12 protein-coding genes and 1 tRNA gene are annotated in these 14,540 nt (G+C 73.8%); 8 read left to right on the top strand and 5 right to left on the bottom strand.

Annotated elements, in window-relative coordinates:
• Positions 1-5: 5 nt before the first annotated feature.
• Positions 6-1,526, bottom strand: coding sequence for a PLP-dependent aminotransferase family protein (locus tag ABZT47_RS14525; protein ID WP_354840844.1), 1,521 nt, complete (start codon positions 1,524-1,526; stop codon positions 6-8).
• A gap of 66 nt (positions 1,527-1,592) precedes the next feature.
• Here ABZT47_RS14525 and ABZT47_RS14520 point away from each other — a divergent pair, with 66 nt between their 5' ends.
• From ABZT47_RS14520 to ABZT47_RS14490, 7 genes are all read left to right on the top strand, one after another.
• Positions 1,593-2,240, top strand: a complete 648-nt coding sequence (locus ABZT47_RS14520; protein WP_354840841.1) for a pyridoxamine 5'-phosphate oxidase family protein — start codon at positions 1,593-1,595, stop codon at positions 2,238-2,240.
• A gap of 154 nt (positions 2,241-2,394) precedes the next feature.
• Complete coding sequence (locus tag ABZT47_RS14515; protein ID WP_354840838.1) at positions 2,395-4,086, top strand: serine/threonine-protein kinase; 1,692 nt, start codon at positions 2,395-2,397, stop codon at positions 4,084-4,086.
• Positions 4,087-5,511, top strand: coding sequence for a hypothetical protein (locus tag ABZT47_RS14510; protein WP_354840836.1), 1,425 nt, complete (start codon positions 4,087-4,089; stop codon positions 5,509-5,511).
• A gap of 57 nt (positions 5,512-5,568) precedes the next feature.
• Positions 5,569-7,086: a DUF2510 domain-containing protein gene (locus ABZT47_RS14505; RefSeq protein ID WP_354840833.1), complete on the top strand. Its 1,518-nt coding sequence runs from the start codon at positions 5,569-5,571 to the stop codon at positions 7,084-7,086.
• A 21-nt stretch (positions 7,087-7,107) separates the two neighbouring features.
• Positions 7,108-7,704, top strand: coding sequence for an oligoribonuclease (gene orn / locus ABZT47_RS14500; RefSeq protein WP_354840830.1), 597 nt, complete (start codon positions 7,108-7,110; stop codon positions 7,702-7,704).
• Between the two features lie 71 nt (positions 7,705-7,775).
• Positions 7,776-7,851: transfer RNA gene (locus ABZT47_RS14495), tRNA-His, on the top strand.
• 202 nt (positions 7,852-8,053) lie between these two features.
• Positions 8,054-8,296, top strand: a complete 243-nt coding sequence (locus ABZT47_RS14490; RefSeq protein ID WP_354840827.1) for a response regulator transcription factor — start codon at positions 8,054-8,056, stop codon at positions 8,294-8,296.
• A gap of 239 nt (positions 8,297-8,535) precedes the next feature.
• Here ABZT47_RS14490 and lat read toward each other — a convergent pair whose 3' ends face one another.
• Positions 8,536-9,846, bottom strand: a complete 1,311-nt coding sequence (gene lat, locus ABZT47_RS14485; RefSeq protein WP_354840824.1) for an L-lysine 6-transaminase — start codon at positions 9,844-9,846, stop codon at positions 8,536-8,538.
• Positions 9,847-10,002: 156 nt separating this feature from the next.
• Positions 10,003-10,605 carry an HdeD family acid-resistance protein gene (locus ABZT47_RS14480; RefSeq protein ID WP_354840822.1) on the bottom strand — a complete coding sequence of 201 codons (603 nt, stop codon included), beginning with the start codon at positions 10,603-10,605 and terminating at the stop codon, positions 10,003-10,005.
• 156 nt (positions 10,606-10,761) lie between these two features.
• Here ABZT47_RS14480 and ABZT47_RS14475 point away from each other — a divergent pair, with 156 nt between their 5' ends.
• Positions 10,762-11,967: a M20 family metallopeptidase gene (locus ABZT47_RS14475; protein ID WP_354840819.1), complete on the top strand. Its 1,206-nt coding sequence runs from the start codon at positions 10,762-10,764 to the stop codon at positions 11,965-11,967.
• A gap of 201 nt (positions 11,968-12,168) precedes the next feature.
• On the opposite strand, the gene ABZT47_RS14470 is transcribed toward ABZT47_RS14475, so the two are convergent.
• A complete protein-coding gene (locus tag ABZT47_RS14470) occupies positions 12,169-12,843 on the bottom strand; it encodes a hemolysin III family protein (protein WP_354840816.1) in 675 nt (224 codons plus the stop codon).
• Positions 12,844-12,953: 110 nt separating this feature from the next.
• The gene (locus ABZT47_RS14465) at positions 12,954-14,507 is read right to left on the bottom strand and encodes a penicillin-binding transpeptidase domain-containing protein (RefSeq protein WP_354840813.1); all 1,554 of its coding nucleotides are present in this window, start codon (positions 14,505-14,507) and stop codon (positions 12,954-12,956) included.
• Between the last annotated feature and the right edge of the window lie 33 nt (positions 14,508-14,540).

The following is a 14,540-nucleotide window of genomic DNA, read 5'->3' as shown; positions in this document are numbered from 1 at the left end:
CGTGGTCAGCGGCCGGACAGCAGGGCGGCGATGACGGCGCAGCCCTCGCGGACCTCGGCCAGGGACGCCGAGCCGTATCCGATGACCACCCCGTGGTGGCGCACCGGGCCGTGGTGGTGCCGTTCGGTGGTGTCCAGCAACACGCCGCGCTCGGCCGCCGCGGCGACCAGGCGGCCCACCTGGCCGGCGGGCAGCCTGAGGAAGACGTGCAGGCCGGCGGAGTCGCCGCTCACCCGCCCGCCGAGGATCTCCACGATGGCGGCGCGGCGGCGCGCGTAGGACAGCCGCGCCCGTCGCAGGTGGCGGTCCAGGTCACCGCGTTCGAGCAGCACCGCGACGGCCTCCTGGACCGGGCCGGAGGTCCGGTCGGCGAGCTCCACGCGCACGCGGGCCAGCTCGCCGAGCAGGGCGGGCGTCGCCACCAGCCAGCCGATGCCCACGTCCGGCGCCAGCGACTTCGACAGCGTGCCGAGCAGGACGACCCGTCCGGGGTCCAGGCCGTACAGGGCCGGCAGGGGCGCCACGTCGTAGCGGAACTCGGCGTCGTAGTCGTCCTCGACCACGGTGGCGCCGGTGCGGCGGGCCCAGGCCAGCAGCCGTTCGCGGCGCGGGATGGGCAGCCTGCCGCCCAGCGGGTACTGGTGCGCGGGCGTGGTGTAGAGGATGCGCAGGTCGTCGGGCAGCCCCGCGGTCAGGACGCCCTGCTCGTCCACCGGGCACGGGGCGATGCGGCCGCCGCGCGCGGCGATGATCGAGCGGGCCTTGCCGTACCCGGGCTCCTCCACCCCGGCCCGGTCGCCCGGTCGCAGCAGGGCGGCGGCGAGCAGGTCGAGCCCGTGGCCGGTGCCCCGGGTGACCATCACGTTCTCCGGGCCCACCGGGACGCCCCGCGCCCTGCGCAGGTGGCCGGCCAGCAGTTCCCGCAGGCGGGGATGCCCGTAGGGGTCGATGACGTCGCAGGGCGGCCGGTCGGCGGCCCCGCGCCAGGCCCGCCGCCAGGCCGCCCGGTCGTAGTCCCGCACCCATGGCCGGCCGGGCCGCAGGTCGACGACCCCGGCGTCCGGCACGTCCTGCGCGCCGGCGGCGGCGAACACCGTGTCCCGCCCCGCCCACCCGGCCGCCGGGCCCGCCGGTCCGGCGGGCGCCCGCGTCGCCGGGCCGTTCCCGGAGGGCGCCCCTTCCGGCGGCCCGTGCGGGGCGCCGCCCGCCGGACCGGCGCCCTCGGCCGGGGGCGCGTGCGAGGCGCCGCCGGCCGGACCGGCGATCCCGGACAGGTCGGCCACGTAGGTGCCCGAGCCGTGGCGTCCCTCCAGCCAGCCCTCGGCGTACAGCTGCTGGAAGGCGTCGGTGACGACCGTGCGGCTCACGCCGAGCAGCCGCGCGAGCGCGCGGCTGGACGGCAGGCGCTCTCCCGACCTGAGCATGCCCGCGCGCATGCCGGCCCGGAGCTGGTCGCCGAGCTGCACCGTGAGCGGCACGGACGCGTCCCGGTCGAGGACGAGGGGAAGGTCGACGTGGAGCGGCAAGTGGTCTCCTGAAACGGCGCGCCAGTGGACCTGCAGCACAGGTTCACTTCTTCGTACGGTAATCACATGCTGTCCTCGACCTCGCGCACCACCCTCAGGCGCGGCAAGCCGCGCGGCCGCACCGACCGTTCCGAGCTGTACGCCGTCCTGGACGCCGGGCTGATCTGCCACGTGGGCGTGGTGGTCGACGGCTCGCCCATGGTGGTTCCCACCGGGTACGGCCGCATCGGCGACACGCTCTACCTGCACGGATCGACCGGCGCCGCGTCGCTGCGCGCGGGCGGGGAGGTCTGCGTGACCGTCACCCATCTGGACGGCGTCGTGCTGGCGCGCTCGGCGTTCCACCACTCGGTGAACTACCGCTCGGCGATGATCTACGGCACGCCGCGGCCGGTCGAGGACGCCGACGAGCGGCTGGCGGGGCTGCGGGCGATCACCGAGAACCTGGCGCCCGGCCAGTGGGAGGCCACCCGGCCACCGGGCGGGAAGGAGCTGGCGGCCACGGCGGTCGTCGCGCTGTCCCTCGCCGAGGCGTCGGTGAAGGTGCGCCAGGGGCCTCCTGTGGACGACGAGGAGGACTACGCGCTTCCGCTGTGGGCGGGGGTGCTGCCGCTGCGGGTGAGCTGGGGGGAGCCCGAGCCCGACCCGGCGCTGCCGCCGGGGACGCCGGTGCCCGCCCACATCGCCGGCAGGGGGCGGCCGGACGCCGGGTGACCGCACGGAAAGGGCCCTGGACGACCGCGCGGAAGGCCGGGCGTAAAGCGCCACCGGGCCGCGCCCATCGCTGACAATGGCGCCGACAATATAGCAAATATCTATTTAAACATCACGGATCAGCCACGTCGCCATTAGGCTTCGTTGTCGCGTCATGGGTGGGGGCCCGGCCACAAAAGGAGACCGCATGGACGGCCAGAGCGGGGCATGGCGAGTCCCCGGATATACCGAGATTCGTGACCTGGGCAGCGGAGGGTCCGGACGTGTCGTCATGGCTCGCTACGACGCGGACCAGACCTACGTCGCGATCAAGTACCTGTCCGACGAGCTGTGCGCCGACCCGGGGTTCGTCGTCCGTTTCCGCCACGAGGCGCGGCTGCTGGAGCTGATGGACAGCCCGCACGCCGCCCGGTTCTACGAGTACATCGAGCACCAGGGCGGCGCCGCCATCATCATGGAGCTGGTCAACGGCGTCTCCCTGCGCGCGATGCTGCGCTCGGAGGGCCCGACCGGCGCCGAGGCGGCGCTCGTGCTGCTCAAGGGGTCGCTGCTGGGCCTGGCCACCGCGCACGCCAGCGGCGTCGTGCACCGCGACTTCAAGCCCGAGAACGTCGTCATCGAGGGCACCGGGGACAGCAAGCTCATCGACTTCGGCATCGCCGTACGCTCCGGCGACGGGGTCAGCGGCGCCGGTACGCCCCCGTACATGGCGCCCGAGCAGTGGGCGGGCGCTCCCGCCGGCCCCAGCACCGACGTGTACGCCGCGACCATCGTCTTCTTCGAGTGCCTCACCGGCACCCGGCCGTTCCAGTCGCGCAACATGGCGGCGCTGGCGCGGCAGCACCAGGCGATGCCGCCGCCGGTCGAGCAGGTTCCCGCGCCGCTGCGGGGGCTCATCGAGCGCGGCATGGCCAAGCGCGCCTCCGAGCGGCCCGCCACCGCCGACGCGTTCCTGGCCGAGTTGGAGGACGTCGCCCTCCAGGCGTACGGGCCCGACTGGGAGGACAAGGGACGCCGCCGCCTGGCCGCGCTGGCGGGGCTGCTCGCCCTGCTGTTCCCGCTGGTCGACGAGCTGCCCGGCGCCAGCACCTCGCTGGCGGAGACCGAGCTCGGCGGCGTCCGCCGGGGCCTGAGCAAGCTGAGCGTCAAGCTCATGGTGGGCGCCGTGGGCCTGGCGGTCGTCGCGGCGGGCGGCGCGGTCCTGGTGGGGACGCTCGGCGACAGCTCGCTGCAGGCGCAGACGACGACCACCACGCCGTCGGCCACGCCCGCCATCGCCGGAGGCTCGCCCGAGCCGGCGATCGCCGAGTCGCCGGCGCAGGAGCCCTCCGAGGAGCCGACGGAGCAGGCGGAGGAGTCCGAGAGCCCGACGGCCGAGCCGACGGCGGCTCCTCCCCAGACCACGGCCGCCGCGGTCCCCTCGACCGCCCCCCAGCCCACCGCCACCAAGACCTCGCCGAAGCCGAAGCCCTCGCCCAGCAAGAAGCCGACGAAGTCCGCCAAGCCCTCGGCCAAGCCGAGCCCGTCGGACAAGCCCGACACCTCCGATCCCAACGTGGACGACACGCTGCCCTCCGGCAAGCCCAAGCCAACCCCGACTCCTCGCCCGACCCAGCAGCCGCCCCAGCCCTCCCCCGAGCCGTCGCCCAGTCCCTCGACGCGGCCCTCGGAGTCGCCGTCGTCACCGCCGCCGAGGGGCGACGTCGGCGACACCCCGTCGCCCGAGACGACCCCGCGGAGGGACGCGGCAGGCGTGCTGGCGGTCGGCCTGGTGACGACCGGGGCGGTTCCCGCCACACTTGTCCTCAGACAGCGCATGGCGGGACGGCACCGGAGGCGGCGGTAGATGCCAGATGGCGAGAGTATCGCGGGATACCGGCTGACGGGCCGATCTCGCGCCGGTGAGACCGGCACCTGGACCGACGCGGTCACGCCGGACGGCGGACGCGGCGGGGTCCTGTGGATCGATCCCGGGGTCCTGGTGGACCCCGGGGCACGCGACCGGGTCGTCGCCGAGGTGACCGCCGACCGGCGCCTGACACGCGGCGGCGTCGCGGGCCTGGTGCCGATCACCGACCTGGTCGCCGCCCGGGGACAGGTGTGGCTGCTCACCGCCCGGCCGGGCACGCCGTCGCTGGCCGAGCTGATGCGGGCCACGGCCTCCGGCCCGGTCCCCGACGCCGGGAGCGCGGCCACGATCCTGGTGGAGACCGCGCAGACGCTGCTCGCCGTCCACTCGGCGGGCCTGGTGCACGGCGCGCTGCACGCCGGCACCGTGGTGATCGCCGAGGACGGCACGGCGCTGCTCGCCGAGCGCGGGCTGGTCCCGGCGCTGCGCGGCGCGCACGCCTCGGTGGAGCGCGATCTGGCCGCGTGGGCCTCGCTGGCCCGCGGGCTCGCGGCGGCGTGGGCGGCCGGCGACCAGCAGGCGGCGCGGCTGTTCGACCGCGCGGCGGCCACCGCGACCACCCATGGCCTCGGCGCCGCGCGCGACGCCCTGGTCAACGGGCGCGACCTGCTGCCCTCGGGGTTCGCCACCCGTGAGCGGCTGGTCCAGACGATCCAGTGGTGGTCGGCGTCGGCGGTGCCCACCGGGCAGCCCCCGCACCTGCCCCCGTCGCCGCAGGGCGTGGACACCGGCGAGGTCGTGACCCTGCTGTACGTGCCGGCGGGCGCCGGTGAGCGGCCGGCCCACCCGGCGGCCGAGACCGGGCAGGCCCCGCCCGCGGCCACGACGCCGGCCGGCGGCGAGATGCGGTTCGGCCCCGGGGTGCCCGCGGACACGACCGCCGCGCAGATCTGGCGGGCCGGGCGCGAGCAGCCCACCGTGGCGGCCGCCGAGCGGCTGGCCGCTCCGCGCAGGCGGCGGCGCCGGCGCGGCGGCTTCGTCGGGTCCGCCGTGCTGTTCGCGCTGATCCTGCTGGCCGCGGCCTTCCTGTGGTTCCAGCGCGGCGCGCCGCTTTCGGTGACGGCGGTCCAGGTCAAGCAGCCCAAGGCCGCCGGGTGCGACACCACCGTGAACGTCGTCGGGGTGCTCACCACGAACGGATCGGCCGGCCAGGTCTCCTACGAATGGCTGCTGAGCAAGCAGAAGCCGATCAAGCACACCGACGCCGTGCCGTCCGGGCGGTCCAGCCACGAGGTCACCCTGGAATGGGACGTGAGCGGGCACGGCACCCGGAAACTGACGGCGCGGCTGCGCGTGTTGTCGCCGGTCGGCGCCTCGGGCGCCCCGATCGAGGACGCGGCGACGTTCACTTATAAATGCTGACCGCGCAGATCGCTCGCCAAATGCGCGTAATAACGGGGATGTCACTATTCTGACGACATGACGCAGACCCCCGCCGGCTGGTACCCGGACCCATACGGATCACCGCAACTGCGGTGGTGGGATGGCACGCAGTGGACCGACGCCACCCACCCCCTGGAGGCCTCCTCGGGCCAGGCCCCGGTGACGACCGGCCAGTGGAGCCGGCCGGAGGGCACGCCCCAGCAGGGCGCGGGGTCCGCCCCGGACGACTCCTCCCAGGCGTCCCAGGCGGGCGGCTCCCCGCCGGGCGCCGGCACCCCGCAGGACGCGCCCCCGCAGCCGGGGACCGGTCCGCAGACGGGGCCGCAGACGGGGCCGCAGCCTCACCTGGGCGCGGGCGGCACCGGCCCGTACCCGCGGCCCGGGGCCCCCAGCCCCCAGCCGCAGCCGCAGCCGGGGGCGATCGGCGGGCAGCAGGGCACCGGGCCGTACCCGCAGCCGGGCGCGCCCGGCCCCGGGGGACAGCAGGGCACCGGGGCGCACCAGCAGCCCGGCGCCTTCGCCCCTCCCGGTGGGCAGCCGCAGTTCGGCGGGCCGGGCGGCCAGTACGGGCAGCCGCCGGGCCAGTACGGTCAGCCGACGGGTCCGTACGCCCAGCCCACCAGCGCCTACGGCCAGCCGGCCGGGCAGTACGGGCAGCCGGGACAACCAGGGCAGCCGGGCCCGTACGGCGGGCCGCAGCAGTGGGGCCCTCCCGGGGCCACGGCCCAGATGCCGGTGCCGGAGTTCGGCCCGCAGGGGCCCCCGCCGCCGAAGAAGAGCCCGCTGCCGTGGGTGCTCGGCGGCGGCGCCGTCGCGATCCTCGTGGTCATCGCCCTGGTGCTCGCCTTCACCTTCGTCAATCGCGACGGCACCCCGACCGCGGCGTCGACGCCCCTGCCGAGCGAGACCGCGGAGCCGTCGGCCCCGGCCACCGACCCGCCGCTGGACACCCCGACCCCGGATCCGAGCGTCACGGACTTCCCGGCCCAGCTGCCCCCGCCGAAGGGCGACACCATCACCGACCCCCGCAACGGGCTGTCCTTCACCTTCCCCGGCGGCAAGTGGTCGGTGCCGACGTGGGCGGAGCTGAACGGCACCGGGCGGCCCGACCCGCGCTTCCCGCTGTGGACCAGCGGCTACCAGGCCACCTCGCAGAAGAACTACGACGGCCAGGACCACGACTGGGTGGGCACGGTGACGGTGTGCACGCTCCCCCAGGTCTTCGACTACTCGGGCCCGCAGGACCTGCGCAACGCGGCCGGGAGCTTCCTGATCAACTACGAGAAGCTCTTCTACAGCCCGCCGCACAAGCGCAAGATCGTCAAGGACGAGAGCTTCGAGGTCAGCGGCAAGAAGGCGTGGATGCTCAGGTTCGAGATGGACTTCACGCCCGAGGCCAAGAAGGCGGGCTGGGACTTCAAGAAGGAGCACGGGGTGATCGCCCTGGTGGACCAGGGTCTGGGCAAGCGACCTTCTGTCCTTTACGCCTCCGTACCCGACAATTTGGACACATCGCTGATCGATCGCGTACTGGACTCTCTCAAGGCCTCATGACCGGGCACTACGCTGAGCATTATGAGTGACCTGTTGGTCTGGATCGACTGTGAGATGACCGGGCTCGACCTCGGCAATGACGCGCTCGTCGAGGTCGCGTGCGTCGTGACCGACGGCGAGCTGAACCAGCTGGACGAGGGCATCGACGTCGTCATCAAGCCGCCGCAGGAGGCGCTGGAGCAGATGTCGGAGGTCGTGCGGCAGATGCACACCTCCTCCGGCCTGCTCAGCGCCCTTGCGGACGGCGTGACGCTCGCCGAGGCCGAGTCGCTCGTCCTGGCGTACATCCAGCGGCACGTGCAGGAGCCGAAGAAGGCGCCGCTGTGCGGCAACTCCATCTCCACCGACCGCTCCTTCATCGCGCGCGACATGCCGGCCGTCGACGCCTACCTGCACTACCGCATGGTGGACGTCTCCTCGGTGAAGGAACTGGTCCGCCGCTGGTACCCACGGGTCTACTTCGCCTCCCCGGCCAAGCAGGGCGGCCACCGGGCGCTGGCCGACATCACCGAGAGCGTGCAGGAGATGCGCTACTACCGCGCCGCCGTCTTCGTGCCGCAGCCGGGCCCCGACACCGCCACCGCACGTGAGGTGGCGGAGGCCATAACCGGATCTTGACGCGGCACGGCACCAGAACCCCCCAAAGCCCGCTACACTTTTCCTGTGCCGCGGCGATGACCGCGGACATGGTGGGTGTAGCTCAGTTGGCAGAGCGCCAGGTTGTGGTCCTGGATGTCGTGGGTTCAAGTCCCATCACTCACCCCAGCGGTCGATGGCCGGTCCCTCTCGGACCGGCCATCGCGCTTTCACGGCGTCACCGCCCTCTCCATCGCTTTCGCGGAAAGTGAGCATTTCTCGGACTGGCTGGCCCCCAAAGGCCGCGATGGCGGGCTATGCTCGCAAAAACCGCACACCGCCAGCGCGGGGGGCTCGGCGATCAGACAATGATTCGTGCCACGGAGGCCGGATGAGTGTCGATGACGCCACTTACAACGAGCACGCGCACGCCGGGCTGAGCAAACGCGAGGCCGAGGTGATGGACCTGATCGCGACGGGCCACTCCAACGGTGAGATCGCCCAGCGGCTGTTCCTGAGCGAGAAGACCGTCAAGAACCACGTGAACCGCATCTACTCCAAGCTCGGGGCCGACTGCCGGATGACGGCCATCGGCCTGTGGAAGGCCAACGCCCCCGCCCGCCCGCCCACCTGACGGACGAACGGCACGCCGGCCACGGGGAGGCGGCCGGCGTGGCACCCGCGGCCCGGCGTCGAGCGACACACCCCCGCCCGCGACCAGCACGGTGACCAGAACGTTCACCGGGCGCGGTTCTCCATCACGGCCACGTGCTGTAGGTGATCGGCGCCGGGCCGGCGGGTCGTGGTACGGCGAGGCCGGCGCCGGCTACGGCGGACGACCCGGCGACGCTTCGCGGGCGGCCTGTCCGGTGGTCAGGCGGGCACGCGGAGGGCGTTCGGGGTGGTCTCGCGGACGGTGGTCAGGGTCCGGGTGAGCGCTGTCAGGCCGTGGGCGATCTCCTCCGCGGTGACCGAGAGGGCGGGGCGCAGCCGCACCGACCGCTCGCCGCAGGGCAGCACCAGCACGCCCTGGTCCTCTCGCAGCGCGCGCACGACATCGTCACGGCGGTCCGGCACGTCGAAGGCGCACATGAGCCCGCGCCCGCGCGCGGCGCGGACCAGGCCGGGGAACCCGGCCTCCAGCTCGCGCAGGCCGCCGAGCAGCCGTTCGCCGAGCTCCGCCGCGCGCGCGATGAGGCCGTCCCGCTCGATGATCTCCAGCATGCGGCGCGAGCGGACCATGTCCACCAGCCCGCCGCCCCAGGTGGAGTTGATCCGCCCGCTGACCTGGAAGACGTTGCCCGGCACCTCGTCCACCCTGCGGCCGGCCATGATGCCGCCGACCTGGGCCTTCTTGGCGAACGCCACGATGTCGGGGGCCAGGCCGAGCTGCTGGTAGGCCCATGGCGTGCCGGTGAGCCCGACGCCGGTCTGCACTTCGTCCATGACGAACAGCGCGTCCCGCTCGTGGCACAGGCGCTGGACGGCCAGCAGGAACTCCGGCCGCATGTGGTTGTCGCCGCCCTCGCCCTGGATCGGCTCGGCGATGAAGCAGGCGATGTCGTGCGGGTGGCGGTCGAAGGCCGCGCGCGCCTGGGCGAGCGCCCGTTCCTCGGCCGCCTCCACCTCGCCGAAGTGGATCGCGGGCACCTCGACGCGCGGCCAGTCGAAGATCGGGAAGCGCTCGGTCTTGACCGGCTCGGTGTTGGTCAGCGACAGGGTGTACCCGCTGCGGCCGTGGAAGGCGCGGGTGAGGTGCAGGACCTTGGTGCCGAGTTCGCGCGGGCGGCCGTGCGCCTCGTTCTGGCGGCTCTTCCAGTCGAACGCGCACTTCAGGGCGTTCTCCACGGCGAGCGCGCCGCCTTCGACGAAGAACAGGTGGGGAAGCGCGGGGTCGCCCAGCACCCGGGCGAAGGTGTCGGCGAAGTCGGCCAGGTGGCGGGTGTACATGTCGGAGTTGGCCGGCTTGTTGGCGGCCACCCGGCCGAGCAGGGCCAGGAACTCCGGATCGTCGTCGAACGGGTTGACGCCCAGCGGCGCGGAGGCGAAGAAGGTGTAGAAGTCGAGGTAGCGCCGGCCGGTGCCGGCGTCCACGATCCACGATCCCCGGCTCCGGTCGAGGTCGAGTTCGAAGCGGTAACCGTCGACGAGCAGGTGGCGGGCCAGCCGGTCGAGCACGCTCATGTGCCCTCCCCATGAGGAGCCTGTCCGATAGTCGGCAAGAATATTCCCGGCCGAGTCCATGATTATGTGGAAGTCCTCCGGCACATCCGGCTTACCACGCGGAATCATGCAGGACAGGCGGCCCTCCGGCGGGCGGAACGGGCGACGGCGGAACGGTCAGACCGCGTGCGCGGCGGGGCCCGCGGTGCTCCCCCTGCGCGCGCTCTCGCGGACCCGGTAGGCCTGCAGCAGCAGCGAGGCGCCGTAGAGGATGGCGAACAGGCCGATCAGCCAGGTCAGGGCGAGGGCTCCGGAGGCCGGCCAGGCGAACAGCAGGATGCCGAAGATCACCGCGAGCACGCCGCTGACCAGGTACGCCCAGTCGGTCTCGCCGGCCTTGCGCCGGGCGACCGCGGCGACGATCTCCGACACCCCGATGACGACCGCGTAGGCGGCGATCAGGATGAGCAGGGCAAGCGCCGTGATGCCCGGCCAGACCCAGGCCACGATGCCGGCGACGATCGCCAGGACGCCCGAGATGGCCAGCCAGGTGCGCGAGTCGCGGGGATGGACGCCACGGAAGGCGCCGAACAGGGCGAAGGCCCCGCTGACGATCGCGTACGCGCCGAACAGGATGACCAGCGTGAGCAGCGTGATCAGCGGCCACACGACGGCCAGGACGCCGAAGATGATCGCGCACGCGCCGCGCGCCGCCTGGACCCACCAGTGACGGCCCATCTCTGTCCAGTGACGGCCTGCCTGGCCGCTGACCTCATGCATGTCGAATCTCCCCCGTCGAGCTACCGTTCCGTTCCTATCCGGAAAGACCCTGGTAACAGACCAAAAAGTCGCCAAATGCTGTCTACCTGCCGCCAAGTCGGGCTATATCGTCTGAAGTCTGGGATGTATCGGTGAGGAACCTGGAGGGGATGCCCGGTGTCGCTCCGCGAAGCCGCCAAGGACCTGGGCGAGGAGCTCGTCCGGCTGCGCCACGCCCTGCACCGCGAGCCCGAGCTCGGCCTGGACCTGCCGCGGACCCAGGAGAAGGTGCTCGGCGCCCTCGCGGGGCTGCCCCTGGAGGTGACCACCGGCGAGCGGCTCAGCTCGGTCACGGCGGTGCTGCGCGGCGGGCGGCCCGGCCCGACCGTGCTGCTGCGCGGCGACATGGACGCCCTGCCCGTCTCCGAGCGCAGCGGCGCCGCGGTGGTCTCGGCGCTGCCCGGGCGGATGCACGCCTGCGGCCACGACCTGCACACCACCATGCTCGCCGGCGCGGCCCACCTGCTGGCGGCGCGGCGCGACCGGCTCGCCGGCGACGTGGTGTTCATGTTCCAGCCCGGCGAGGAGGGCCAGGGGGGCGCGAAGATCATGATCGACGAAGGCGTGCTGGACGCCTCGGGACGGCGCCCGATCGCCGCCTACGCGCTGCACGTGATCAGCTCGGTGCTGCCGCGCGGCCTCTTCGTCAGCAGGGGCGGGCCGATCATGGCGGCGGCCGACCGGCTGAAGGTCACGGTGCGCGGCAGGGGCGGCCACGGGTCGATGCCGCACCGGGCCGCCGACCCCATCCCCGCCGCCTGCGAGATGGTCACTGCGCTGCAGACGATGGTGACGCGGGGCTTCGACGTGTTCGACCCGGTGGTGGTCACCGTGGGCAGCTTCCACGCCGGCACCGCCGACAACATCATCCCCGAGGAGGCGACGTTCGAGGCCACCGTGCGGTCGTTCTCGGCCGCCGCGCACGGCCGCGTCCAGGAGCGCATCCTCACGCTGCTCAAGGGCATCGCCGCCGCGCACGCACTGGAGGTCGACGCGGAGTACGACGTCAGCTACCCGGTGACCGTCAACAGCTCCGCCGAGGCCGACTTCACCGGGGACACGGTGCGCGAGGTCTTCGACGAGCACCGTTACATCACCGCGCCGCAGCCGTTCACCGGCTCGGAGGACTTCTCCTTCGTCTGCGACCAGGTGCCCTCGGCCTTCGTCGCCCTCGGCGCCTGCCCGGACGGGGCCGACCCCGCGCGGGCGGCCTACAACCACGCGCCCGAGGCCGCCTTCGACGACACGGTGCTGCCCGACGGCGCGGCCCTGTACGCCGAGCTGGCCGAGCGCCGGCTCGGCCTCGAGGCGGCCACCGCCTGAGCGCGCCTTCCCCCTGCCGCGCCGCGGGCCGGGCGGGACGGCGGGGGTCGGCCACCGGGTCGGACGGCGAGGACCACCGGGCCGGGCCGCGGCGTGGAGCACGGGCCGGGCCGCGGCGTGGAGCACGGGCCGGGCCGGGGCGTGGAGCACGGGCCGGACCGGGGCGTGGAGCACGGGCCGGACCGGGGCGTGGAGCATGGGTCAGGCGGCGGCGTAGACCACCAGCGAGACCGCGACGTACTGCACGACGTACGCGGCCACGGTGAAGGCGTGGAACACCTCGTGGAAGCCGAACCACCGGGGCCAGGGGTCCGGACGCCGCAGGCCGTACACCACTCCCCCGGCGCTGTAGAGCAGGCCGCCGGCGACGACGAGCGTGACGGCCGCCGCCCCGGCGCCGCGCACGAGCTGGGGCAGCAGGAGCACGGCCGTCCAGCCCAGCGCGATGTACAGCGCCGTGTACAGCCAGCGGGGCGCGCCCATCCACACGGCGCGGAAGACCACCCCGGCCGCCGCGCCGGTCCAGACGGCCGTGAGCAGGACGACCCGCGCCGTGCCCTCCAGCGCGAGCAGCGCGAACGGCGTGTACGTGCCGGCGATGATCAGGTGGATGTTGGCGTGGTCGAGCCGCCGCAGGGCCTCGGCCAGGCGCGGCGCCGGGCGGCCCCGGTGGTAGGTCGCCGAGACGCCGAACAGCAGGCCCGAGGTCACCGCGTAGACGGCGGCGGCCAGGCGGGCCTGGAGCGTCGGCCCCAAGGCCACGAGCACGAACCCCGCGAGCAGCGTGGCGGGCAGCGCGCCCGCGTGCAGCCAGCCGCGCAGCCGGGGAGGGGACACCGCCGGGCCTGAGGGGCGGTCGAGAACCGGTGCGTACATGATCGAACCTCCTGCCAACCTACGGTACCGTAACCTACGGTTCCGTAGGCGGTGAGTTCCCTCACTGCACTGAACGACCTCAGAGAGCGCCCAGACTTTACGGAACAGCCTCAAAGAGCGCCCAGGAAGCGGGCCGCCACGGTGGCCGCCGCGCCCGCCCCCGCGCCGCCGTGCTCGACGAAGACGGCGAACGCCAGGTCCCCGCGGTAGCCGACGAACCATGAGTGATCCTCGCCCGTCCCCGTCTCGGCCGTGCCGGTCTTGCCCGCCACCCCGCCGGGCAGGGCGGAGCCGGCGGCCGTCCCCTCGGTCACGACGGCCGCCATCATGGACCTGAGCTGCGCGACGACCGGGCCGGGCATGCGTCTCGGCTTCGGCCGGCCGTCGATCTCCAGGCGCTTGACGGCCTTCTCCGACATCAGCCGGGGCGGGCGCCAGGTGCCGTCCCGGACCGCCGCGGCGACCAGGGCCATGCACAACGGGGTGGCCTGTACCGAGTTCTGCCCGATCGCGTCGGCGCCCAGCTCGTCGCGGTCGCCGGCCCTGCGCATCGTCCCGCACGTCCCCCCGATGCCCGACTTCAGGTCGCCGCCGAACCCCAGCTCCGTCGCCTCCCGCCGGAGCGCGCCATCGCCCAGGCGCTCGACGGCGAGCCGGGCGAAGGTCGTGTTGCACGACAGGGCGAACGCCCGGCGGAGGCTGACCGTCCCGTGGTCCTGGTCGTCGTGGTTGGTGAAGGTGCGCCCGTTCGGGATGGTGTAGCGGGCGGGGCACGGCACCGGGGTGTCGGCGCTCATCCCGTCGCCGAGCAGCGCCGCCGCGGTGACGATCTTGAAGGTGGAGCCGGGCGGGGCGGGCTGGTAGAAGGCCCCCTGGCCGGCGAGCCGGTCGGCGACGGCGAGCACCTCGCCGGTGGACGGCCGCACCGCGACGACGGCCGCGGGCCGGTCGAGCCCGTCGAGCGCCCGGGCGGCCGCCGCCTGCGTCCACCAGTCCAGCGTCGTGCGGAAGGTCCGCTCGGCCGGCCGGCGGAACACCACGAGGTTCCTTGACCTGCCCGCGGAGGTGCCGGCCTCGATCGCCCACCCCGCCGACGGTGCGTCGTAGAAGTCGTCGACCTTGCCCGACAGGTCACGGAGGTAGGTCTCGGCGCCGCTGGCGTGCGGCAGCGGCCGTCCCTGGCGGGTCAGCAGTTCGGTGCCCGGCACCGGGATCTCCGCCAGGCGCAGCCGTTCACCGGCCGCGACGCCGGGGTGGAGCGTCTGCGGCGTCCAGACGACCTTCCACGCGCCGTCCCTGACGGCCAGATGGAGCACCGAGGAGAACCGCCACTGGCCGAGCTCGCCGATCTGCCGCACCCCCTCGAACGGCAGGTCGGCGGCCCGCTCGCCGTGCCGCACCAGCGTGCCGGGGGTCAGCTTGATCGACAGCACCTGCAGGTCGGTGCTGAGGCGGCGGTGCTGGTCCAGGAAGTCGGCGGGCGGGGAGAACACCATCTCCCTCATCGAAGGCAGGTTCTCCGCCGCCCAGGCGTCCAGGTAGGCCCGCCCCGCCGCCTCGGGGGTGCCGGTGATCCGGCGCGCGTCCAGCACCAGCGCCACCAGGGAGGCCGCGATGATGACGACGGTCACCCCGAAGAGAGCGAGCAGTCCTCGGCGGCGCATACGGTTCTCCCAAGAGTGCCGGGTATGGCACAT

Source organism: Sphaerisporangium sp. NPDC005289 (assembly GCF_040607455.1).
GTDB classification, from domain to species: Bacteria; Actinomycetota; Actinomycetes; order Streptosporangiales; family Streptosporangiaceae; genus Sphaerisporangium; species Sphaerisporangium rhizosphaerae.
Note: the sequence above shows the minus strand (reverse complement) of the source record. Positions and strands in the feature narration are given on the sequence as shown.